The organism is Trinickia camelliae (assembly GCF_053525655.1).
The window spans coordinates 46,655-68,552 of the sequence record NZ_JBCHAA010000006.1; the positions used below are offsets into that span (position 1 = coordinate 46,655).

The following is a 21,898-nucleotide window of genomic DNA, read 5'->3' on the forward strand; positions in this document are numbered from 1 at the left end:
AAATGCGTTGCGTGGTTGCGCCGGGTTGGCATTGCATGGCTGCCTCTCGCCCGGCGCGCGATCGAAGCGGCGTTACACCTTCAGAATACGTTCGCCGCGGCCGATCCCCGAGCTGCCCGTGCGGACCGTTTCGAGAATCACGGCGGCGTCGAGCCCTTCGATGAAGGCGTCGAGCTTGTCGCTCGCGCCCGTCAATTCGATCGTGTAGGTTTTTTCGGTGACGTCGATGATACGTCCGCGGAAGATATCCGCCATGCGCTTCATCTCTTCACGCTCCTTGCCGACCGCTCTCACCTTGATCAGCATCAACTCGCGTTCGATGTGGGCGCCCTCGGTCAGGTCGACCACTTTCACCACCTCGATCAGGCGGTTCAGATGCTTCGTGATCTGTTCGATCACGTCGTCGGAGCCAATGGAAACGATGGTCAAGCGCGACAGCGAATGGTCTTCGGTCGGCGCCACCGTCAAGGTTTCGATGTTGTAGCCGCGTGCCGAAAAGAGCCCGACGACGCGCGATAACGCGCCCGGTTCGTTTTCCAGCAGGACGGAAATAATGTGTCTCATGGTTGATTTCCCAGTCTATCCAGATGTCGATGCGAACAGTTGCCGCCGCTTCGTCGTCGCTGCGCCCTTCGTGAAGGCGCGCGAGAGCCGAAGCTGGCGCGGGCAAGCGTCCTTATAGGTCTTCCGATCCGAGCAGCATCTCAGTGATGCCCTTGCCGGCCTGAACCATCGGCCAGACGTTTTCGGTCGGATCGGTCTGGAAGTCGAGAAATACGGTGCGATCCTTCAGACGCAGCGCTTCCTTGAGCGCCGGCTCGACATCCGAAGTCTTCTCAATGCGCATGCCGACGTGGCCGTACGCTTCGGCGAGCTTCACGAAATCCGGCAGCGCATCCATGTACGAATGCGAATAGCGCTTGCTGTATTCGATCTGCTGCCACTGGCGGACCATGCCGAGGTAGCGGTTGTTGAGCGAGATGATCTTGACCGGCGTCTCGTACTGCTTGCAGGTCGAGAGCTCCTGGATGCACATCTGGATCGAGCCTTCGCCCGTGATGCAGACGACTTCGTCATCCGGGTGCGCCATCTTGACGCCCATCGCCGCCGGCAGGCCGAAGCCCATCGTGCCAAGGCCGCCCGAGTTGATCCAGCGGCGCGGCTTGTTGAAGCGATAGAACTGCGCGGCCCACATCTGGTGCTGGCCGACGTCCGAGCAGACGAACGCGTTGCCGTCGGTGAGCTCCCAGAGCTTTTCGACGACGTATTGCGGCTTGATGATCTCACTCTCGCGGTCGTACTTGAGGCAATTCTTCGAGCGCCAGCCTTCGATGTCCTTCCACCATTGCGCGAGCGCTTCGGTGTCGGGGCCATGCTCGGCGTGCTGCAATTGCTCGATCAATTCCTTCAACACTTCCTTCACGTCGCCGACGATCGGAATGTCGACCTTCACGCGCTTGCTGATCGACGACGGATCGATGTCGATATGGATGATCTTGCGCGGACGCGAGGCGAAGTGCTCCGGATCGCCGATCACGCGATCGTCGAAGCGCGCGCCGATGGCGATCAGGACGTCGCAGTTCTGCATCGCCATGTTGGCTTCGTACGTGCCGTGCATGCCGAGCATGCCGAGGAACTTCTTGTCGCTCGCGCGGTAGCCGCCGAGCCCCATCAGCGTGTTCGTGACGGGGTAGCCGAGCAGATCGGCGAACTGGTTCAGCTCGCGCGACGCGTCGGCGAGGATGATGCCGCCGCCGGTGTAGATGTACGGGCGCTTCGCCGACAGCAGCAGCGACACGGCCTTGCGGATCTGGCCCGAGTGGCCCTTGGTGACCGGGTTGTACGAGCGCAGCGAGACGCTCTTGAGCGGCTCGTACTGACACGGCGCTTTCGACACATCCTTCGGAATGTCGATCAGCACGGGGCCGGGGCGACCGGTGCGGGCAATGTAGAACGCTTTCTTGACGGTGGCCGCGAGGTCGCGCACGTCCTTCACGAGGAAGTTGTGCTTCACGCACGGACGCGTGATGCCGACCGTATCGCACTCCTGGAACGCATCCTGGCCGATGGCGGCAGTCGGCACCTGGCCGCTGATGATCACCATCGGGATCGAATCCATGTAGGCCGTGGCGATGCCGGTCACCGCGTTGGTGACGCCGGGGCCGGAGGTCACGAGACACACGCCGACCTTGCCCGTCGAGCGCGCATAGGCGTCGGCGGCGTGCACGGCGGCTTGCTCGTGGCGCACGAGGATGTGCTGAAACTTGTCTTGCTTGTACAGCTCGTCGTAGATGTAGAGTACCGAGCCGCCGGGATAGCCCCAGACGAATTCGACGTCTTCGTCGGCGAGCGCGCGCATGAGCACGGTTGCGCCAATGGAGTCAGTTTCGTGGGGAGTGGTCGTATCCGACGTGGAGAATTCCGCGCTGGGCATATTCATCATTCACCTTTCGAATTTTCGGCAAAAAATTGATCGGGTGCTCTCTGCCGGGCTTGTGGCTCGGGTTCAAGCGGCGCGTCCAGTTGACAGGCGAACTTCTTGGGTTCGCCTCAAAAGAGACAGTCACTTATGTTGCGAACCGTCGAAGATAATCGTTGCGCGTTGCGCGGTCAAGTAATAATTCCCGCAGCGCAGCACACCGGGGGCGCAAGCGCGCCAAAATTCACTGCATAAACCGCGTAAAAACAACGCATCGGCCAGCCTTTGGGCCATCCGGCGACCCCAGCATCGCAAAAGTTTGTTAGCATCCGCGAGTTTTACGACATTTTTCAATCGATTACGGCGCGCACTCGCTGCGCCGATTCCCACGGATGGCATCAGACAAGGAACTCGCCGATTTTCTGGCGGGCGTCGAAAGGCGCGCGTTCAAGCAGACGGTCTACGCCGTGCGCGACGACGATGCCGCCCTAGATATCGTTCAGGACGCGATGATCAAGCTCGCCGAGAAGTACGGCGACCGTCCGGCAGCTGAGCTTCCCCTTCTCTTTCAGCGTATTCTTCAGAATGCGACGCATGATTATTTTCGTCGCCAGAAAGTGCGCAATACTTGGGTCAGCCTGTTTTCGTCGCTCGGCAACGCGGAAGACGACGAATTCGATCCGCTCGAGACCCTCGAATCAGAGGAAGGCTCCATCGGCGCGGAGAGCAGTGAGCAAAAGCTCGAGCGCGAGCAGGTGCTCGGGCTGATCGACGCGGAGATCCAAAAATTACCGGCACGTCAACGGGAGGCGTTTCTCATGCGTTACTGGGAAGATATGGATGTCGCCGAGACTGCCGCCGCAATGGGCTGCTCCGAAGGCAGTGTCAAGACACACTGTTCGCGAGCCACGCACGCATTGGCGGCCGCGCTCAAGGCCAAAGGAATCACGCTATGAGCTCCGCTCCCGAAACAAAAGAACTCGAATTCGCACTGAAAGTGCGCCGCGCGCTCGACGAAAACGCCGCCAACCTGCCCGCCTCCGCTACCGACAGGCTGGCGGCAGCCCGGCGTACCGCTCTCGCCCGCAAGAAGCCGGAAGCCGTCGCCGCACCCGCTTTCGTGCCGGTGTTCGCCCATGCCGGCGCCAATGTCGGCATGCCCGCTCCCGCCTCCGAGCCGCGCCGCGTCTCGCCGCTGCGCCGCGCATTGCGCGTATGGCCGCTCGTGGCGCTCGTGGCAGGCGTCGTGGCCGTTGCCTACTGGGAAGACGTGCAGCGCTCCGCCGAACTCGCCGATATCGATGCCGCCATGCTGAGCGACGACCTGCCGCTCAACGCGTATCTCGATCACGGGTTCAACGCGTATCTGTCGCGCGCCCGTTAAAGCGGCAGGGAGACCATCGGGGTGAGCTACAAGCGCGGCTTGGCCGTTGTGTTCGGTTGCGCGATCGCGGGCCTGGTCGCGTTCGCCGCCACTTATCCACGCTTCTATCCGCAGGCGGCTGTCACGCCGGCCGCCGGCGCGCCGGTTGGCGCGTCGTCGCCGGTCGCGTCGCTGGCGGCCGATCTGCCGTCGCTCCCGATCGACAATAATCCCCTCGCGTGGGCGCGCCTGACGTCCGCCCAGCACGAAGCGCTCGCTCCGTTCGCGTCCGAGTGGGACAAATTCAGCGACGAACGCAAGCGCAAATGGATCAAGATCGCGTCGCGTTTCGCGAAGATGTCGCCAGAAGCGCAGAAAAGACTCCATGAACGCATGACCGAGTGGGTCAAGATGACGCCGGACCAACGGCGCGTCGCGCGCGAGAACTACCAGGTTTCGAAGGAGTTGCCGGCGCAGGCGCGCCAGAACGCCTGGAAGGCATATCAAGAGTTGCCCGAGGAGCAGAAAGAGAAGCTCGCGGCAACCGAACGCAAACGCCGGCCGACCGTCGTCAGCGCGCCGCCGTCCGGCACCAAAGCTGAAATCAAGGGCATCAACCGGCTGGTGAACCAGCACGAGCAGCCGGGCAGCAGCGTTGCGGCCTTGCCGCAGGCGGGCCCGGCGAGCGAACCCGCAGGGGGCGGCGCACCGCAGATTCCCGCGCCCGGCAGCTTCGCGCCCGCGACGCCGGTGCCGGTGTCGCCGTCCGAAGCGCCGTCGGTGTACCAAGGCTCCTGAGCGCGATTTTGGCCGCCCCGCCCGTGCTCACTCCTACGTCTCCGACCGACCCAACCACGCCCTCGCCCTCCCTCGCGCCCGCCAGCGCTGCGCCGACCGTACGCCGCCGCCTCGCATCGATGGCGTATGAGGGCGTGATCCTGTTCGGCGTCGTGTTCTTCGCGGGCTACCTGTTCGGCACGCTGACCCAGCAGCGCAACGGCCTCACCCATCACAATCTGCTCGCCGCGTGGATCGGCCTCGTGGTCGGCGTCTACTTCGTCTGGTTCTGGACGCACGGCGGCCAGACGCTGCCGATGAAGACGTGGCGGCTGCGCATCGTCGGCGCCGACGGCAACGCCGTGCCGGTCGCGCGCGCGGTGGTCCGCTATGCCGTGGCGTGGCTGTGGTTCCTGCCGCCGCTCGCCTTGCATCCGCTCCTGCACTTGAGCCTGCCGGTGACGCTCGGCATTGCGGCCGCCTGGTTCGTGCTGTGGGCCGCCGCCGCGCGGCTCGATCGCGAACGGCAATTCCCGCACGATCGGATCGCCGGTACGCGCATCGTCACCGTCGATCTCGCCCAATCCGCCTCTAAAGCGGGCGAATAAGCAAGCCGATGCGCCGCCCGATGATGCGCTTTTGCAACGCTCGGCACGGTACAAACGGCACGTAATAAGAAGTTCTCGTGACTGTCACGGAGCAGTCACAGCCCCATGGCGCAATGCGCGTATCGCAAAACTCGACGCGTGAGCCATGGACCAACAAACGTCCGCGACTACCCTCTTCCGCCAAATCGGCGCCAGCGTCGACCCCGCCGCCTTCCGGCCCGCCTCTCCAGGCGGCACGCTGCCAGTCCCGCAAGATCCCAGTCTTCCGCCTGCCACGGCCAGCAGTCATCACGACGATGACGATGCGGGCTCGCATCGCTACCGGGCGATCTGGCTGTCGGATATCCACCTCGGCTCGAGCGGCTGTCAGGCGCCGTATCTGCTCGACTTCCTGCGCCACAACGAGTCGGAATACCTGTACCTGGTCGGCGACATCATCGACGGCTGGCAGTTGAAGAAAGGCTGGTACTGGCCGCAGGCGCACAACGACGTCGTGCAGAAGATCTTGCGCAAAGCGCGAAAAGGCACGCACGTCGTCTATATCCCCGGCAACCACGACGAGGGCGCGCGCCAGTTCTGCGACCTCGCGTTCGGCGACATCCACGTGCGCGGCGAGGCGTTCCACACGACGCTCTCGGGCAAGCGTTTGTGGATCGTGCACGGCGATCTGTTCGACGGCGTGATCCAGCATGCGAAGTGGCTCGCCTACCTCGGCGACACCGCGTACTCGATGATCCTGATCCTGAACCGCTGGTTCAACCGCATCCGCATCAAGCTCGGCTTCCAGTACTGGTCGCTGTCGCAATACCTGAAGCATCAGGTCAAGAACGCCGTCAACTTCATCTCCTCGTTCGAGCGCGTGATGACCGACGAAGCGCGTCGCCGCGGCTGCGATGGTGTCGTCTGCGGCCACATCCACAAGGCCGAGATCCGCGACATCGATGGCGTGCTCTATTGCAACGACGGCGACTGGGTCGAGAGCCTGTCGGCGCTCGTCGAGACGCTCGAAGGCGAATTGAAGGTGATCTACTGGACCGTCATGCGCTCGCCGGAAGTCAGCACGCGCAAGGCCAAGGCTACGACCGCTTAAATCCTGCTCCTCATCGGACCGCACTCAATGAAAATCCTGATCGTCACAGATGCATGGGAACCGCAGGTCAACGGCGTGGTACGCACGCTGAAGAACACGACGCGCGAGCTCACCGCGCTCGGACATCGCGTCGAGCTGCTCACGCCGCTCGAGTTCAACACGATTCCGTGTCCGACTTACCCCGAGATCCGGCTGTCGCTGTTTCCGCGCCGCAAGCTCAACGCGCGCATCGACGAATTCGCGCCGGACGCGCTGCACATCGCAACCGAAGGCCCGCTCGGCCTCGCTGCCCGCGCCTATGCGATCAAGCACAAGCTGCCGTTCACGACGGCCTATCACACGCGCTTTCCTGAGTACGTGCAGGCGCGCTTCGGCATTCCGCTCTCGGCCACCTACAAGTTCCTGCACTGGTTCCATAAGGCGTCGCTGGCGGTGATGGCGCCGACGCCGGTCGTCAAGGCCGATCTGGAAAAGTTCGGCTTCACCAACGTCGTGCTGTGGACGCGCGGCGTCGATCTCGACATCTTCCATCAGATGGAATCGAAGGTCCTCAACACCGCGCGGCCGATCTTCCTGTATGTCGGGCGCGTGGCCGTGGAGAAGAACGTCGAGGCATTCCTGAAGCTCGACCTGCCCGGCTCGAAGTGGGTCGCGGGCGAAGGTCCGGCGCTCGCCGAATTGAAGTCGCGCTATCCCGAGGTCAACTATCTCGGCGTGCTGACGCAGGCCGAGCTCGCGAAGGTCTACGCGGCAGCCGACGTCTTCGTATTCCCGAGCCGCACCGACACGTTCGGGCTCGTGCTGCTCGAAGCGCTCGCCTGCGGCACGCCGGTGGCGGCGTTCCCGGTGACCGGTCCGATCGACGTGCTCGGCGACGGCGGCGCCGGCGCGATGCACGAGGACCTGCGCGAAGCGTGCCTCGAAGCGCTGAAGATCGATCGCAATCATGCCCGCGCGTGGGCTGAGCGCTTCTCGTGGACGGCGGCTTCCGAGCAGTTCGCGGCTCACCTGAAACCGCTGTCGCGCCCGACGTTCAGCGAGGAAAGCCAAGCCGCATGACGCGCGGCTCGACAGGCGCGAAAATAGGCGCTCCATCGGCCCACACGGCTCGCCCTGCGCGAGCCGTGCCGACCGATGGCGACCCTGCCGACTCCGTCCCCCAGGTCACGCCGATGCGCCTCCATCTCTCCGACTCCCAAGATAGCGCCGACACCCACGAACCGCTCGGCCCCGACGATCCGCTCGCGCCGCTGCCGTTCAATCCGTACAAAGGCAATCGCGGCATCACGCGGGCCTGGCACGCGCTCAAAAACTCGCTGAATGGCTTTCGCGTCGCGATCCGCGAAGAAAGCGCGTTCCGTCAGGAGCTCACGCTCACGGCGATCCTGGTGCCGTGTGGCGTGTTCGTGCCGGTGGACGCCGTCTCGCATGTGCTGCTGCTCGGCTCGGTGCTGCTCGTGCTGATCGTCGAGCTGCTGAACTCGAGCGTCGAGGCCGCCATCGATCGCATCTCGCTCGAACGTCACGAGCTGTCCAAGCGCGCGAAGGACCTCGGCAGCGCGGCGGTGATGGTGGCGCTGTTCGTCTGCGTCATGACGTGGGTGCTGATCGTCGGACCGCTCGTGGTGCGGTGGGTTGGGAATTGGATCGGGCGCTAAGGTGAGACCGGCGAGCGTTCGGGCCCCGAAACACGACGGAAACGCCCGCGCAAACGGTCAATTCGGTCTAGACCAGTGAAAACCCTGAATCCCGGCCTAGATAAGAGAACGACCGGTTTATAATCGGCCGGCAGTCTCAAAATCATCATAGAAACCAAGCCGGATCTACGCCGCAACCCACCCATTGCCGTGCGCGAGTCCCGGCGGAACCAGGGCCGTCGAGAATGGAAGCCAAACCTCCCCGCCGTACTCGTGAGCGCATTCTCGAGTTGTCGCTGAAGCTCTTCAACGAGATCGGTGAACCGAACGTCACGACGACGACCATCGCCGAGGAAATGGAGATCAGCCCCGGCAACCTTTACTACCATTTCCGTAATAAAGACGACATTATCAATAGCATTTTTGCGCAGTTCGAGCAGGCTATTGAACGGCGTCTGCGCTTTCCGGAAGACCATCGTCCGACCATCGACGAAACGTGGTCCTATCTGCAGTACATGGCCGAGTTCATGTGGGCGTACCGATTTCTGTACCGGGACCTGAACGACCTGCTGGCGCGCAATCGCACGCTCGAAACCCACTTCAAGCAGATCATCAGCCACAAGGTGCGCTTCGCGCGCGAAATGTGCGAGCTGCTCGTGGCGGACAACGAAATGGTCGCCACGCCGGAAGAGATTCAGGTCATCGCGACCAATATGGGCGTCATCTCGACCTACTGGCTGTCGTACCAATTCGTGATGAACCCGCGCAAATACAACGAGCAGGATGCGATTCGCGCGGAACTGCATCAGGTGAGCGTGCACGTGATCTCGATGATGGCGCCGTACCTGCGTGGCCGCTCGCGGCAGCTGTTCGACGACCTCGTCTCGGGCAAGCTTCCCAAGCGCGAGTTCGCCGACTTCCTGCCGCCTCGCGAGCCCGGCGCGGCCCGCTCCGATTCGAAGGATTCTCGATAAATGAAATCGGTATGTGTGTACTGCGGCTCTTCGTTCGGCGTGAAGCCGGTTTATGCGAAGGCCGCGCAATCGTTTGGCCGCGCGCTGGTGGAGGCCGGGCTGACGCTCGTCTATGGCGGCGGCCGCGTCGGCCTGATGGGCACGATCGCCGATGAGGTGCTCGCCGCCGGCGGCCGCGCGATCGGCGTGATCCCCGAGCTGCTCGTCAACAAGGAAGTCGGGCACCGCGGGCTTTCCGAGCTGCATGTCGTGCCCGACATGCATCAGCGCAAGAAGATGATGGCCGATCTCTCGGATGCGTTCGTCGCGCTGCCGGGCGGCGCGGGCACGCTCGAGGAGCTGTTCGAGGTCTATACGTGGGCGCAGCTCGGCTATCACCACAAGCCGGTGGCGCTCTACAACATCGAGGGCTACTACGATCCGCTCATCACGATGCTCGAGCACACGGTGCAGGAAGGCTTCATGCAGCAGACCTACTTCGACATCCTGCAAATCGATGCCGACGCCGCCGCGCTGATCGACAAGATCAAGCGCTATCAGCCGCCCGGCAAGGACAAGTGGTCGGCTAAAACCACGCCGGATACGGTGTAACGAAGCGCCATGACAAAGACCGTCCTGATCACCGGCGCAAGCCGCGGCATCGGCCGCGCGACCGCGCGCATGCTGGGCGCGCAAGGCTGGGCGGTCGGCGTGAACTACGCGCGCAACCGCGCCGCCGCGGACGACACCGCCGCCGAGGTGGTGCGCGCGGGCGGCCAGGCGTGCGTCGTGCAAGGCGACGTGGCCGACGAAGCCGCGGTGATCGCGATGTTCGACGCAGTCGAGGCCGCATTCGGCCGCATCGACGCGCTCGTCAACAACGCGGGCATCGTCGCTGCAGGGATGCCGCTCGCCGAGATGGACTACGCGCGCCTCGCGCGCATGTTCAACATCAACGTGCTCGGCGCCTACCTCTGCGCGCGCGAGGCGGCGCGGCGCATGTCCACGGACCGCGGCGGCCAGGGCGGCGCGATCGTCAACGTGTCGTCGGCGGCCTCGCGGCTCGGCTCGCCGAACGAGTACGTCGACTACGCCGGCTCGAAAGGCGCGATCGACACGATGACGATCGGCCTCGCCAAGGAACTCGGCCCAAGGGGCGTGCGCGTCAACGCGGTGCGCCCGGGCCTCATCGATACCGAAATCCACGCGAGCGGCGGGCGTCCCGACCGCGCCGCGGTGCTCGGCGCGCAAACGCCGGCCGGGCGGCCCGGCACGGCTGACGAGGTCGCCGAGGCGATCGTCTGGCTGCTTGGCGACGCCGCGTCGTACGTGAACGGCGCGCTGCTCGACGTCGCAGGCGGACGCTGAACCCTCTTCCAAAGTCCGCCCCCTAACCAAGTCCTCACCGAGCCTTCCCGCCAGCGCGCCGACTCTGTACGCCCCGCTGGGCAAGGCTCTCCGCCTTCCTCCCCCGCTTCGCGGCCCCATCGTTTGCACCCAGCAGCCGCTTGCCAACGACAGAACTACACAATTCTCAACAAAATCTCGTAATACTCCGTAACAAATGGGCGATAGCATGGCGCAGCCCTGACAGTCGGCGCTCGTGCACGTCGATCTGCCAGCGATCCACGTGACGATGCTTCACAAGGCCGGACTCCATCGAGAATTCGGCCATCAGGACCGACCATGCAGGATTCCTCATCTTCTTCCACGCGGCGGACGCGTACGGGCGCGCCGCTCGTGACCGGCGGCCCCGTTTCGATGACGCCGGCCGCGGCCACGTCTTCCGCGATCTCGAGCTCCGCCTCGCGCGCCTTGCCCTGGTCGGGGCTGGGCGTCGCGCTCGCCGTGATCGCCGTGCTGTGCGCCTACCTGCTTCCGGGCACGCTGGGCCACGACCCATGGAAGCAGGACGAGACCTATACCTTCGGCATCATCCAGCACATGCTCGAAACCGGCGACTGGATCGTACCGACCAACGCGGGACAGCCGTTCGTCGAAAAGCCGCCGCTCTACGACTGGGTCGCCACGGGCCTCGCTTGGGCCTTCGAGCGCTACTTGCCGCTGCACGACGCCGCCCGGCTCGCGAGCGCGCTCTTCATGGCGATGACGCTCGGCTGCGTCGCGCGGTTCACCCGCGCCGCCACGCGCGCACGCAGCTGGTTCGACGCTCGCGTGCTCGGCACGTTCGCGGTCTTCGCCGGCACGCTGGTCGTGCTCAAGCACTCGCACGACATGATGACCGACGTCGCGCTGATGGCCGGCACCGCGCTCGGCTTTTGCGGCCTGTTCGAACTCGTCACCGCATTCGTGCGCAGACCGCATGCCGTCAACCGGCAAGCTTCGCTGACGGCCTCGGCGATGCTCGGCGCCGGCGTCGGCATTGCGTTCTTGAGCAAAGGGCTCTTCGTGCCGCTCGTGTTCGGCGCGACGTTCTGTGCGCTTCCCGTGCTCTACCCCGCCTGCCGCAGCCGTGCGTTCGCACGCTCGCTCGTGCCCGCCGCGCTCGTGTTCGCGCCGTTCGCGCTGATCTGGCCGATCGCGTTCTATCTGCGCTCGGAGGCGCTGTTCAAGGTCTGGTTCTGGGATAACAACGTCGGCCGCTTCTTCGGCTTTTCCGTGCCGGCGCTCGGCTCGGAGAACGACAAGCCGCTCTTCATCTGGCGCTCGCTCTTCTCCGTGGGCTTTCCGGTCGCGCCGCTCGCCGCGATTGCACTCGCGGGCGGCGCCTGGCGTCGCTGGCGCGAGCCGCGCGTTGCGTTGCCGGTCGTGTTTTCCGGCACGGGCATGATCGTGCTGCAAATGTCGGCGACGGCGCGCGAACTCTACGTTCTGCCGTTCATCGCACCGCTTGCGCTTCTTGCGCTGCAAGGCGTCGAACGCTTGCCGCAACGCGTTCACGTCGTCTGGGACTACGCGAGCCGCACCCTCTTCGGCACGATTGCCGCGCTTACCTGGGTCGTGTGGTCCGACATGACGGACTCGACGAGCGCGCACGCTGGTCTCAAGCTGCTAGGCCGCTGGCTGCCGCTCGACTGGACCCTGCCGATCAAGCCGAACCTGATGCTCCCCGCACTCGTACTGACGCTCAGCTGGCTGTGCCTGATGCCGCTGCTTGCGCGTACGGGCAAATGGCGCGGGGCGTTCAGCTGGTGCACGGGCGCGATCGTCGCGTGGGGGCTCGTCTTCACGCTGCTCCTGCCGTGGATCGATGCGGCAAAGAGCTATCGCTCGGTGTTCGAAGACCTCGACACGCACCTGAACGTCGAATGGAACGCCGGCGACTGCATGGCCAGCGTGAACCTCGGCGAATCGGAAGCGCCGATGCTGTACTACTTCGCCGGCGTTCTGCACAAGCCGACCGACGCGCCCAAGACCACCGCCTGCCGGTGGCTCATCACGCAAAGCTACCGCTCCGACGCGACCCGGCCCGACGGCAATTGGACGCCGTACTGGTCAGGCGCGCGGCCGGGCGACGACAGCGAACTGCTGCGGGTGTTCGTGCGCAAGCCCAGCCTTGTGGCCGCCTTGCACTGAGCGGTGGACTGCGCCCGTCATCAGAACGAAGACCCAGGCTCGCGCAGGAACGCGATCTCCTCGTCGGTCGATTGGCGGCCGAGCACGGCATTGCGATGTGGAAACCGCCCGAAACGCTCGATGATCGCCGCGTGCCGGTGGGCGTAGTCGAGATAGCCGGTGTCCCCTGTCTCGTGCTCCAACTCGCCGAACAGACGTATCGACTCGCGCTGGCTTTCGATCGACTCGTCGTGCTCGAACGGCAGATAGACGAACGCGCGATGATGGGTGGACGGCAGCCGCCGATCCGCGCCCGTCTCCACCATCCTCCGCGCTACTTGCACCGCCTTGGCATCGGCCTCGAAAGCGCGCGGACTGCCGCGATGGCAGTTGCGCGAAAACTGGTCGAGCACGACGACGAGCGCGAGCGCGCCGAGCGGCGTGCGCTGCCAGTCGTCGTGGCCCCCGCTAAGCGCGGTCGCGAGCGTCGCGCCGAAGCGCTCGCGCAAGCGGTCATCGAACGCGGCGTCGCGCTTGAACCAGAGCTTGCGATCGGCGCCGAATTCCGCCGATCCGGGCGTGCCGAACCAGAAGTCGAGCACGTCTCGCGTGGCCGGATCGAGCGTGGCGTAATCGCCGGAGTCCGGCTCATTGACCGCCGCTGCGGCGTCGATGTCGTGCGTCATGATGCGAATTCCAAAACGAGACGCCGCGTGCGCGCACTCTTCTTTTCGAGCTTCGCGACCCGCAGCGCGCCGATCTCCTGCGTATTGCGCACGTGCGTGCCGCCGCACGGCTGCAGATCGACGCTGTCGATACGCAAGAGCCGCACGCGCCCGAGGCCCATCGGCGGCTTGACGCTCATCGTGCGCACGAGTTCGGGACGCTGCTGCATCTCTTCATCGGTAATCCATTCGGTCGCGACGCGATGCGCGCCGCCGACCAGTTCCGCGAGCCGCTGCTCGACGAACTCGCGCTCGATCGGCTCCACCGTGGCGAAATCGAGCCGCGCGTAATCGGCTGTGATGCTGCAGCCGTCGACCGGATACGGCAGCACCGCGCACATCAGATGGCTCGCCGTATGCAGCCGCATGTGCCGGTAACGGCGCGCCCAGTCGATCTCAGCGCTCACGCGCTCGCCCGCCGCGAGCCGCGCCAGCAGCGCCTCCTGACCGGCGGCCGGCACGTGGATCGCGTCGTCGGGCGTTGCGCCTTCGAATTTCGCTTTGCGGGTGTCGGCGATCTCGATGCGCACGCCGTCCGCGAGCGTCAGCGTGCCGGCGTCGCCCGCCTGGCCGCCGCCGAGCGGATAGAACACGGTTTGGTCGAGATGGATGCCTTCAGCGTCGATCCTCGTGATCGATGCGTCGCAGCGCATCAGGTAAGCGTCGTCGCGAAAGAGTGCGCGCGTCAGCATGGGGACTCCTTTGTTTCCGGGTGACGGCAATAACCAGCGAAACCATTATGCCGAGCCGCCCGCCCCGTCGACAGTCAGCCATTCGGCCAGTGTGGGCAGCGCCGTACCGGTCGATCAACCAGGCCGATTGCGCATCCAGTCCGCGGTATCGAAAAACGAATGCAGGAGCCGCTCGCGCAGCGCTTCGTCGAGACCGACGTCGTCCATCGCCCACGCCATGCAGCGCAGCCACTGGTCGCGCTCGGACGACGCGATCGCGAACGGCAAGTGCCGCGCGCGCAGCCGAGGGTGGCCGAAGCGGCTGATGTAGTGGTCCGGGCCGCCGAGCCAGCCGCACAGGAACCAAAAGAGCTTGTCGCGCGAGCCGTCGAGCGTCGGCGGATGCAGCGCGCGAATGCCCGCGAATTCGGGCTCGAGGTCCATCAGGTCGTAGAAACGGTCGACGATTTCGCGCACGCGCGCCTCGCCGCCCACGAGTTCGAAGGCCGTCGGCTGCGACGGGGTTTCGTCGTTCACATCGGTCATACGGTCAGCCAAATCAGTAAGAAGGATCGCCGCGCGGGTTCCGGCAGCAGGCGAAAAGCGGATGAATTCCGCCCGCCTCACGCGTCGCGCAGCGACTGCACCGCCGGCCGCATCAGCACGTGCCGCAAGCTGAGCCAGCCGCCGATGCCCGCGCACGCGACGCCGGCAGCGACGCCCGCAGGCAGCACCCAGGGATCGAAGTCGAGATAGAACTCGAAGACCCGCGTCGCGAGCACCGAGCCGAGAATCTGCGCGCCGAGCGCGCCCATCAGCCCGGCCAGCGCGCCGACAGCGACGAATTCCGCCACCTGCACCGCCCGCACCTGCCGGTGCGACGCGCCGAGCGCGCGCAGCAGCGCGGATTCTCGCATACGCTCGTCGCGCGTGCCGGCGAGCGCCGCGTACAGCACGAGCACGCCGGCGCCGAGCGTGAACGCAAACAGGAACTGCACCGCGCCGATCACCTGCGCGAGCACGCGCTCCATTTGCGCGAGGATCGGCGCGATATCGATGGCGGTCAGGCTCGGGTAGTCGGCGATCAGGCCGTCGATCACCGCGCGCCGCTCGGGCGGCAGGTGGAAGCTCGTGATGTAGGTGGCCGGGAAATTGTCGAGCGCGGCCGGCGGCATCAGCACGAAGAAGTTGACCTTGAACGAGCCCCAATCGAGCTTGCGCACGCTCGTGACCGGCGCGTCGATCGGCAGCCCCGTCACGTCGAAGCGCAGCACATCGCCGGTCTTCACGCCGATCAGCTTCGCGAGCCCTTCCTCGATCGAGATCTGCGGCTTGGCCGTGTCGCCGTACCACGTGCCGCCGACGATCCGGTTGTCGTCAGGCAGCGTCGTGCGGTACGAGAGGTTGAATTCGCGGTCGACCAGGCGCTTCGCGTCGTCGTTCTTGTATGACTCGGGATTGACCGGCTTGCCGTTGATCGAGATCAGGCGCCCCTTCACCATCGGTTCGAGCACCGCGTCGCTCATCCCCTGCGCCGCCAGATACTTTTCGACAGCGGCCTTCTGGTCGGCCTGGATATCGATAATGAATTCATTGGGCGCATCGGGAGGCGTCGACTTGCGCCAGCCCGCCACGAGATCGTCGCGCGTGATGGCGATCAGCAGCAGGCACATCAGGCCGATCGCGAGCGCCGTGATCTGCAGCGCGCTCGCGGCGCTGCGCCGCTCGAGCGACGCCAGGGCATAGCGCCAGCCGATCCCCGCATTGACGCGCTCGCTGCGCGCGATGCGCGCCGCGCCCCACAGCACCGCGCGCGAAACGCCGACGAACACGAGCATGCCGCCCGCGAAGCCGCCCGCGACGATGCCGCCGAGCTTCAACTCGCCCGCCGCGAGCACGAGCAGCCCGGCAAACAGCGCGATGCCGAGCGCGTAGGCGTACCACGCGGTGCGGCCTGCTTCGCCCCACTCCCGGCGCAGCACGCGCACGGGCGGCACGCGGGTAAGCGGCAACAGCGGCGGCAGCGCGAAGCCGAACAGCAGCACGAGCCCGGCCGCGATGCCTTCGATGGCGGGCCACACGCGCGGCAGCGGCAATTGGACGTCGATCAGGCTGCCGAGCCACGCGAGCAGCGCCCAATGTCCCGCAAAGCCGAGCGCGACGCCGAGCACGCCGCCCGCGACGCCGAGCATCAGGAATTCGAGCGTGAAGAGCGCGCGCAACGCCCCCTGGCTCAAACCCAGGCAACGCATCACCGCGCAGCCGTCGAGATGGCGCCGCATGTAGCGATGCGAGGCCATCGCGATCGCCACGGCCGCCAGCAGCGCGGTCAAGAGTGCGACGAGCGTGAGGAAGTGGCCGGCGCGGTCGAGCGTCTGCCGGACTTGCGGCTGGCCGTCCTGCAGCGATTCGAGCGCGACGCCGCGCATCTTGCCGCCGTCGACGCGCGCGTGGGCGAAATCCGTGAACTGCGCGACGGCCGCGTCGCTGCCCGCCACCAGCAACCGGTAGGTCACGCGGCTGCCGTAGCCGATGAGGCCCGTCGATGCGAGCTCGTCGTCGCGCATCATGAGGCGCGGCGCGAAATTGACGAACGCAAAGCCGCGATCGAGCTCGCGCGTGATGACGGCCGCAATCGTGAAGGTGCGCGTGCCGACCTGCACCGGGTCGCCGACACGCACATGCAGCGCGTCGAGCAGCTGGGCATCGACCCACACGGTGCCGGGCGCGGGAATCGTGTTGGCGGGATGATCGGGTGCGCCGGGCGCGCTCCCGATGCGCAGCGCGCCACGCAACGGGTACGCGCTCGTGACGGCCTTCACGGCGGCGAGCCGCGCGATCGATTGCGCTTCGCCCCCTGCGCCCCCTTTCGACGAGATCATGCTGGCGAAGATGACCGTCGTCGCCGTCTGGAGGTCGAGCGCCTTCGCTTTCGTGACGAACGCCGCATCGACCGGATGATCCGAGCGGACGATGAAATCGGAGGCGATCATCCGCCGCGCGTCGCGTTCGAGCCCTTGATGCAGCCGGTCAGCCAGAAAGCCGACGCTGGACAGCGCCGCCACCGCCAGCACGAGCGCCAGCAGCAGCATCGTCAGTTCGCCCGCGCGCCAGTCGCGCGCGGTCATGCGCGCCGCCTGGCGCAAAAGATCAGTGACGGAAAAGCGGCGCGCGGCCGAAACGACGGTCGGCTCGGTCAATCGTGTTTGCTCCCGAACGAGCCGAGCCGCGAGACCATATGCGTCGCCATGCCGCGAAAGCCGCCCTGCACGCCGCGCCACAGCCGCGGGAGCACCCAGCTCGCGAACAGCAGGAAGCCCGCCATCAGCGCGAGAAACAGCACCGGCACGAGCAGCGCGAGCGCGAGGCCGATAAAGACGAGCCCGTCCTCGGCCGACGACGCGACCCAGTTCGAGAACGGTTCAGGGGACAGATTGATCAACGCGCGCGTACCGGCCTTCGCCAGATGCGCCGAGCCGGCCAGCGTGCCGCCCGCGAGCGCGGCCACGGTCAAGAGCGCCGGATCCGCGTGGCCGAGCGCGCCGGCCGCGAGCAAGGCGCCCGCCGGAATGCGGATGAAGGTATGCACCGCGTCCCAGAGCGAATCGAAGGCGGGAACCTTGTCGGCCAGGAATTCGGCCACCGTCAGCACGGCCGCCGCGCCGATCACCCACGGCGACGACAGGACGGCCAACGTATCGGGAAGATGGAGGACGCCGAAGCGCTGCAAAACGCCGGCGAGAAAGACCGTCAGGTAGAGGCGCAGGCCGCTGGCCCATGACAGGCCGGCTCCGAGCGAAAGTGCGTCTAGCATTGCCCCCTCCTTGCGTGACCGCCGGCCGCCTGGGTGGACCGGGCGTTCCGGTCGGCGGCTGCGGCAGCAATCAGCGCCGCGCTCGGCAGGCCCTTGCCGGCGTAGCTGCCACCCGCGCAAGTCATGCGCGGAACTATTTCAAGACGGATTCGGCTTCATTATAGCCACGCCTTTTCGCCATTCGCATGCTTCGCGTGCGCGCAACATCCGGGCGGGTGTCGAAACGACTACACCGCGTTACGCCACGGTTCCGTCGCTGAGTGCTCCGGCTAGTGTCCCGACGACAGCTTGAGCCCGATCAGCCCGACGACGATCAGCGCCGCGCTCCCCACCCGCGCGAGCGTCACGGCCTCGCCCATCATGACGATGCCGAAGATAAAGGCGCCGACCGCGCCGATCCCCGTCCATACCGCGTAGGCCGTGCCGAGCGGCAGCTGCCGCATCGCCATCGCGAGCAGCCAAAAGCTGCCCAAGGCGGTCACGACCGTGAAAGCCGACCAGCCAACGCGCGTGAAGCCTTCGGAAGCCTTGAGACCGGTCGCCCAGGCGACTTCGAGCAAACCGGCAATGAAAAGAAGAATCCAGGACATCTGGGACGCCTCATTGTCGAATGGGGCCGTCCCCGATAAGAAAGATGCCGGGCGCGGCGCGCTCGGCATGCGCGAGGCCGTCCCCGCGCTTGGCAAGTATACCGGCGATAGCGCCCGCCCTCAGACCCTCAGACCGCGCCGACCAGCCGGTAGCCGACGCCCGTCTCGGTCACGATGTGTTCCGGCTGCGCGGGATCGCTCTCGAGCTTCTGCCGCAGATGCGCCATGTAGATGCGCAGATAGTGATTGCTCTCGACGTGCGACGGCCCCCACACGTCGCGCAACAGTTGCCGGTGCGTGAGCACGCGCCCGGCGTGGCGCACGAGCGTCGCGAGCAGGCGGTATTCGATCGGCGTCAGGTGGACCACCTCGCCGTTGCGCCAGACCTGGCGCAGCGCGAGGTCGACCGCCACGCTGCCGAATTTCACTTGCGGCGACTCGCTCGCGCCGCCCTGGTTGCGCCGCCTCAGATGCGCTCGAATCCGCGCGAGAAGCTCGGAGACGCCGAACGGCTTGGTCAGGTAATCGTCCGCGCCGGCGTCGAGCGCGGCGACCTTCTCGGTCTCCTGCGTACGCGCCGACAGCACGATCACCGGCATCTCGGACCAGCCGCGCAGCTCGCGGATCACATCGAGCCCGTCGGTGTCGGGCAGGCCCAGGTCGACGATCACGAGATCGGGCTTGCGCGTCGCCGCTTCGACGAGCCCCTGCTTGCCGGTCTCGGCGTCATGGACGGCGATCCCCTCGGCTTCGAGCGACGCGCGCACGAAGCGGCGAATCTGCTTTTCGTCTTCGATCAAGACTACGGTGACGGTCGGCTCACTCATGACTGGCGGTTCGGGTTGTGGTCGTGCGGGTTGACGATGCCGGCTGCGGCGGCGTGCGCATCGGCATCGGCGGGTAGCGCGGTATCAGCCGCTTCCGGGGCTTCGGAGGCATCCGGTTCGGGCGGCGGTGTCTCGACCGGCAGCGTAAACCAAAAGCGCGCGCCGGCGATGCTGCCGTCGCCCGCGACGCGGTTGAACGCGCCGATCGTGCCGCCGTGCGCATCGACGATCGCCCGGCAGATCGCGAGCCCGAGCCCGATGCCGGGCTTCGCCGATTCCTTTTCGCCGCGCGTGAACTTCTCGAACACGCGCGCTTCCATGCCGGGCGGCAGGCCTGGGCCAAAGTCGTCGATCGTGACGCGCACGTAGGGCTTGCCGTCCTCTTCAATGCGCTCGGCGCCGATCAGAAGCGGCGTGTTCGCAGGCGTGTACTTCGCGGCGTTCTCGAACAGGTTCGAGAAGAGCCGCTCCATCAGCACGACGTCGAGCTGCAGGAGCGGCAAGTCGGCCGGCAGCTTCACTTGCGCCGGATGCTGAGCGAGCACGCGCTTACACGCGGCGAGCGCCGCGCCGACCGTCTCTTCGAGCAGCGACCATTGACGGTTCAATTGCAAGGGGCTCGACTGCAGGCGCGCCATGTCGAGCAGATTCGTGACGATGCCCGTCATGCGCAGCGCTTCTTCGTGTATCGCTTCGACGAGATCGTCGCCCGGGCGCGGCGCGGCCTGTGCGTCGCGATTCTGCACGAGCATCGACGAGAAGCCGACGATCGATGTAAGCGGCGTGCGCAGATCGTGCGAAATCGCGGACAACAGCGAGTTGCGCAGCCGCTCCGATTCCATGTTCACGAGCGCGTCGCGCGCGATCTCGACGTAGTGGACACGCTCGAGCGCCAGCGCGATCTGCGCGGCGAACGCATCGAGCATGCGCTGCTGCTCGGGCACTTCGAGCTCGCCCATGTCCTGCATCACGACGGCGAGCACGCCGCGCGTGCGCATCGGCGCTTTCAGCGGCAGATACAACGCCTGCGCCGCGGGCAGCGTATCGGTGCCGCGGCCCGCCGGCTTTTGCTGATCGTAGACCCATTGGCCGACGTCGATATCGAGCTCGGGGCCCTGCAACGTGATCTTCTCGTCCGGCTCCTCGACCTTCTGCTTCACCTTGTCGACGCTATCGGGCAACAGCATCGCGACGCGCGCACGGAACACCTCGCTCACGTGGCGGCTGCCGATCTCGACGATCTGCTCCGTCGTGAGCGCGGCGGCCAGCTCGCGCGCCATCGCGTACATCGCGCCGGTGCGCCGCTCGCGGCGCCGCGCGACGGCCGCTTCGCGGCGGAAGCTCGACGTCAGGTGGCTGATCACGAGCGAAGTCAGCAGCATGCCGAAAAAGGTCAGCAGGTACTGCGTGTCGGAGACCGAGAACGACATGCGCGGCGGCACGAAGAAGAAATCGAATGCGGCCACCGACAGAAACGACAGCATGACACCCGGCCCGCGCCCGAGCTTCACCGCCGCGAACACGACGCCGAGCAAGTACAGCATCGCGAGGTTGGTCAGGTCGATGTGAGCGTGCAGCAGGCTCGCGAGACCCGTGATGACCGCGCAGATCACGGCCGCATACGCGTACATGCGCGGCGGCGAACGGCGCTCGCCGCCTGCGGCGAGCGCGTCGCGCCAGGCGCGCGTGGCCGCGTCGAGCGCGCCGCCGCCCGGCTCGCGCGTCTCGCGCTCGGTGAACGCGCGGACCAGCGTGACATCGAGGTCGCCCGCGTGCTCGGCGATCTTCTCGCCCATCGGGCGCCTGAGCCAGCGGTTGAAGCCGACGCGCGACGAGCCGCCCGCGACGAGCTTCGACACGTTGCGCACGCGCGCATAGCCGACGAGCGCGGCGACGGCGTCGTTGTTCGCGAGCGTCGCGGTCTCGGCGCCGAGTTCGGCGGCGAGCTTCAACGCATTGAGCGTGCGCTCGCGGATCTTGTCCGGCAGCTTCTGCAGCTTCGGGGTTTCGACATAGACGGCGATCCAGTCCGCCTTGAGGCTCGCGGCGAGACGCGCGGCAGCGCGCACGAGCGCGGGCGCTTCTTCGCCGGGGCCGACGCACGCGAGCAAGCGCTCGCGAGCCTGCCAGATCCGCTGGATCGAGCGGTCGGCGCGGTACTCGCGCATCTGCGCGTCGACGCGGTCGGCGGTGCGCCGCAGCGCGAGTTCGCGCAGCGCGATCAGGTTGCCTTTGCGGAAAAAATTGCGCACGGCGCGCTCGGCCTGCTGCGCCATGTAGACCTTGCCGTCGCGCATCCGGTCGAGCAGCTCTTCGGCCGGCAAATCGACGAGCGTCACTTCGTCGGCCATGTCGAACACGCGGTCGGGCACGGTCTCCCAGACGCGGATCCCGGTGATTTGTCCGACCACGTCGTTGAGGCTTTCGAGGTGCTGGACGTTCACCGTCGTATAGACGTCGATGCCCGCGTCGAGCAGCTCGTGCACGTCCTGCCAGCGCTTCAAGTGCCGAGCGCCCTGCACGTTCGAGTGCGCGAGTTCGTCGACGAGAATGAGCTGAGGTTTGCGCGCGAGCGCGGCGTCGAGATCGAACTCGCCGAGCGTGCGCCCGCGGTATTCGATCTGCTGCAGCGGCAGCACGTCGAGCCCTTGCACGAGCGCCTCCGTTTCCTGGCGCTTGTGCGTCTCGACGATGCCGACGACGACGTCGATGCCTTCGTCCTTGTGCCGGCGCGCGGCCTGCAGCATCGCGTAGGTCTTGCCGACGCCGGCGGACGCGCCGAAGAAAATCTTCAGCTTGCCGCGCTGACGCTTTTCTTCATCGCGCTGCAGCTTGTCGAGCAGCTCATCGGGGTTGGGTCGGTTCATGCGGTTTGCAGCAAGGGCTGCAGCGTTGGCAATAGGACATT

The 21,898-nt window shown here is 66.1% G+C and carries 21 protein-coding genes; 11 read left to right on the forward strand and 10 right to left on the reverse strand.

Annotated elements, in window-relative coordinates:
* Positions 1-72: 72 nt before the first annotated feature.
* Positions 73-564, reverse strand: coding sequence for an acetolactate synthase small subunit (gene ilvN, locus AAHK20_RS12110; RefSeq protein WP_136898714.1), 492 nt, complete (start codon positions 562-564; stop codon positions 73-75).
* Positions 565-676: 112 nt separating this feature from the next.
* The gene (locus AAHK20_RS12115) at positions 677-2,440 is read right to left on the reverse strand and encodes an acetolactate synthase 3 catalytic subunit (RefSeq protein ID WP_449181941.1); all 1,764 of its coding nucleotides are present in this window, start codon (positions 2,438-2,440) and stop codon (positions 677-679) included.
* Between the two features lie 371 nt (positions 2,441-2,811).
* Between AAHK20_RS12115 and AAHK20_RS12120 the strand changes: the two genes are divergently transcribed.
* The 11 genes from AAHK20_RS12120 to AAHK20_RS12170 all read left to right on the forward strand — a co-directional run bounded on the left by AAHK20_RS12120 (position 2,812) and on the right by AAHK20_RS12170 (position 12,384).
* Positions 2,812-3,375 (forward strand): RNA polymerase sigma factor, encoded by a 564-nt coding sequence (locus AAHK20_RS12120; protein WP_449181696.1) that lies wholly within the window; start codon positions 2,812-2,814, stop codon positions 3,373-3,375.
* On the forward strand, positions 3,372-3,803 hold the full coding sequence (locus AAHK20_RS12125) for a DUF3619 family protein (protein ID WP_449181697.1): 432 nt from the start codon (positions 3,372-3,374) through the stop codon (positions 3,801-3,803). The genes AAHK20_RS12120 and AAHK20_RS12125 overlap by 4 nt, the downstream gene beginning before the upstream one ends.
* Positions 3,804-3,824: 21 nt before the next feature.
* The gene (locus AAHK20_RS12130) at positions 3,825-4,580 is read left to right on the forward strand and encodes a DUF3106 domain-containing protein (RefSeq protein ID WP_449181698.1); all 756 of its coding nucleotides are present in this window, start codon (positions 3,825-3,827) and stop codon (positions 4,578-4,580) included.
* Positions 4,581-4,603: 23 nt separating this feature from the next.
* Positions 4,604-5,167, forward strand: a complete 564-nt coding sequence (locus tag AAHK20_RS12135) for an RDD family protein (protein ID WP_449181699.1) — start codon at positions 4,604-4,606, stop codon at positions 5,165-5,167.
* 145 nt (positions 5,168-5,312) lie between these two features.
* Positions 5,313-6,257, forward strand: a complete 945-nt coding sequence (locus tag AAHK20_RS12140; protein WP_449181700.1) for a UDP-2,3-diacylglucosamine diphosphatase — start codon at positions 5,313-5,315, stop codon at positions 6,255-6,257.
* 27 nt (positions 6,258-6,284) lie between these two features.
* On the forward strand, positions 6,285-7,316 hold the full coding sequence (locus AAHK20_RS12145) for a glycosyltransferase family 4 protein (RefSeq protein WP_449181701.1): 1,032 nt from the start codon (positions 6,285-6,287) through the stop codon (positions 7,314-7,316).
* Positions 7,313-7,915 carry a diacylglycerol kinase gene (locus tag AAHK20_RS12150; RefSeq protein WP_449181702.1) on the forward strand — a complete coding sequence of 201 codons (603 nt, stop codon included), beginning with the start codon at positions 7,313-7,315 and terminating at the stop codon, positions 7,913-7,915. The genes AAHK20_RS12145 and AAHK20_RS12150 overlap by 4 nt, the downstream gene beginning before the upstream one ends.
* Positions 7,916-8,139: 224 nt before the next feature.
* Positions 8,140-8,868: a TetR/AcrR family transcriptional regulator gene (locus AAHK20_RS12155; RefSeq protein ID WP_449181703.1), complete on the forward strand. Its 729-nt coding sequence runs from the start codon at positions 8,140-8,142 to the stop codon at positions 8,866-8,868.
* The gene (locus tag AAHK20_RS12160) at positions 8,869-9,459 is read left to right on the forward strand and encodes an LOG family protein (RefSeq protein WP_449181704.1); all 591 of its coding nucleotides are present in this window, start codon (positions 8,869-8,871) and stop codon (positions 9,457-9,459) included.
* Positions 9,460-9,468: 9 nt separating this feature from the next.
* Positions 9,469-10,215: an SDR family oxidoreductase gene (locus AAHK20_RS12165; RefSeq protein ID WP_449181705.1), complete on the forward strand. Its 747-nt coding sequence runs from the start codon at positions 9,469-9,471 to the stop codon at positions 10,213-10,215.
* A 318-nt stretch (positions 10,216-10,533) separates the two neighbouring features.
* Complete coding sequence (locus AAHK20_RS12170) at positions 10,534-12,384, forward strand: ArnT family glycosyltransferase (protein ID WP_449181706.1); 1,851 nt, start codon at positions 10,534-10,536, stop codon at positions 12,382-12,384.
* Between the two features lie 20 nt (positions 12,385-12,404).
* Here the strand turns inward: AAHK20_RS12170 and AAHK20_RS12175 are convergent, their stop codons facing one another.
* The 8 genes from AAHK20_RS12175 to AAHK20_RS12210 all read right to left on the reverse strand — a co-directional run bounded on the left by AAHK20_RS12175 (position 12,405) and on the right by AAHK20_RS12210 (position 21,857).
* Positions 12,405-13,049 carry a DUF924 family protein gene (locus AAHK20_RS12175; RefSeq protein ID WP_449181707.1) on the reverse strand — a complete coding sequence of 215 codons (645 nt, stop codon included), beginning with the start codon at positions 13,047-13,049 and terminating at the stop codon, positions 12,405-12,407.
* Complete coding sequence (locus tag AAHK20_RS12180; protein ID WP_449181708.1) at positions 13,046-13,780, reverse strand: alanyl-tRNA editing protein; 735 nt, start codon at positions 13,778-13,780, stop codon at positions 13,046-13,048. Before AAHK20_RS12180 ends, AAHK20_RS12175 begins: the two co-directional genes overlap by 4 nt.
* A 114-nt stretch (positions 13,781-13,894) precedes the next feature.
* Positions 13,895-14,305, reverse strand: a complete 411-nt coding sequence (locus AAHK20_RS12185) for a group II truncated hemoglobin (RefSeq protein WP_449181709.1) — start codon at positions 14,303-14,305, stop codon at positions 13,895-13,897.
* A 77-nt stretch (positions 14,306-14,382) separates the two neighbouring features.
* Positions 14,383-16,887: an ABC transporter permease gene (locus tag AAHK20_RS12190; protein ID WP_449181942.1), complete on the reverse strand. Its 2,505-nt coding sequence runs from the start codon at positions 16,885-16,887 to the stop codon at positions 14,383-14,385.
* A gap of 68 nt (positions 16,888-16,955) precedes the next feature.
* Positions 16,956-17,573 (reverse strand): DUF4126 domain-containing protein, encoded by a 618-nt coding sequence (locus AAHK20_RS12195; protein WP_449181710.1) that lies wholly within the window; start codon positions 17,571-17,573, stop codon positions 16,956-16,958.
* A 269-nt stretch (positions 17,574-17,842) separates the two neighbouring features.
* On the reverse strand, positions 17,843-18,163 hold the full coding sequence (locus tag AAHK20_RS12200; RefSeq protein ID WP_449181711.1) for a DMT family transporter: 321 nt from the start codon (positions 18,161-18,163) through the stop codon (positions 17,843-17,845).
* Positions 18,164-18,291: 128 nt separating this feature from the next.
* Entirely contained in the window at positions 18,292-18,990 is a 699-nt protein-coding gene (gene kdpE, locus AAHK20_RS12205; RefSeq protein WP_449181712.1) for a two-component system response regulator KdpE, read from the reverse strand.
* Positions 18,987-21,857: a DUF4118 domain-containing protein gene (locus tag AAHK20_RS12210; RefSeq protein ID WP_449181713.1), complete on the reverse strand. Its 2,871-nt coding sequence runs from the start codon at positions 21,855-21,857 to the stop codon at positions 18,987-18,989. Before AAHK20_RS12210 ends, kdpE begins: the two co-directional genes overlap by 4 nt.
* Positions 21,858-21,898: the final 41 nt, after the last annotated feature.

Coding starts and splice junctions, on each gene's coding strand:
- AAHK20_RS12165 (WP_449181705.1), top strand. CDS start 9,469: ATGACAAAGACCGTCCTGATCACCGGCGCAAGCCGCGGCATCGGCCGC.
- AAHK20_RS12175 (WP_449181707.1), bottom strand. CDS start 13,049: ATGACGCACGACATCGACGCCGCAGCGGCGGTCAATGAGCCGGACTCC.
- AAHK20_RS12150 (WP_449181702.1), top strand. CDS start 7,313: ATGACGCGCGGCTCGACAGGCGCGAAAATAGGCGCTCCATCGGCCCAC.
- AAHK20_RS12145 (WP_449181701.1), top strand. CDS start 6,285: ATGAAAATCCTGATCGTCACAGATGCATGGGAACCGCAGGTCAACGGC.
- kdpE (WP_449181712.1), bottom strand. CDS start 18,990: ATGAGTGAGCCGACCGTCACCGTAGTCTTGATCGAAGACGAAAAGCAG.
- ilvN (WP_136898714.1), bottom strand. CDS start 564: ATGAGACACATTATTTCCGTCCTGCTGGAAAACGAACCGGGCGCGTTA.
- AAHK20_RS12140 (WP_449181700.1), top strand. CDS start 5,313: ATGGACCAACAAACGTCCGCGACTACCCTCTTCCGCCAAATCGGCGCC.
- AAHK20_RS12115 (WP_449181941.1), bottom strand. CDS start 2,440: ATGAATATGCCCAGCGCGGAATTCTCCACGTCGGATACGACCACTCCC.
- AAHK20_RS12160 (WP_449181704.1), top strand. CDS start 8,869: ATGAAATCGGTATGTGTGTACTGCGGCTCTTCGTTCGGCGTGAAGCCG.
- AAHK20_RS12185 (WP_449181709.1), bottom strand. CDS start 14,305: ATGACCGATGTGAACGACGAAACCCCGTCGCAGCCGACGGCCTTCGAA.
- AAHK20_RS12125 (WP_449181697.1), top strand. CDS start 3,372: ATGAGCTCCGCTCCCGAAACAAAAGAACTCGAATTCGCACTGAAAGTG.
- AAHK20_RS12195 (WP_449181710.1), bottom strand. CDS start 17,573: ATGCTAGACGCACTTTCGCTCGGAGCCGGCCTGTCATGGGCCAGCGGC.
- AAHK20_RS12210 (WP_449181713.1), bottom strand. CDS start 21,857: ATGAACCGACCCAACCCCGATGAGCTGCTCGACAAGCTGCAGCGCGAT.
- AAHK20_RS12155 (WP_449181703.1), top strand. CDS start 8,140: ATGGAAGCCAAACCTCCCCGCCGTACTCGTGAGCGCATTCTCGAGTTG.
- AAHK20_RS12190 (WP_449181942.1), bottom strand. CDS start 16,887: ATGACCGCGCGCGACTGGCGCGCGGGCGAACTGACGATGCTGCTGCTG.
- AAHK20_RS12120 (WP_449181696.1), top strand. CDS start 2,812: ATGGCATCAGACAAGGAACTCGCCGATTTTCTGGCGGGCGTCGAAAGG.
- AAHK20_RS12200 (WP_449181711.1), bottom strand. CDS start 18,163: ATGTCCTGGATTCTTCTTTTCATTGCCGGTTTGCTCGAAGTCGCCTGG.
- AAHK20_RS12180 (WP_449181708.1), bottom strand. CDS start 13,780: ATGCTGACGCGCGCACTCTTTCGCGACGACGCTTACCTGATGCGCTGC.
- AAHK20_RS12170 (WP_449181706.1), top strand. CDS start 10,534: ATGCAGGATTCCTCATCTTCTTCCACGCGGCGGACGCGTACGGGCGCG.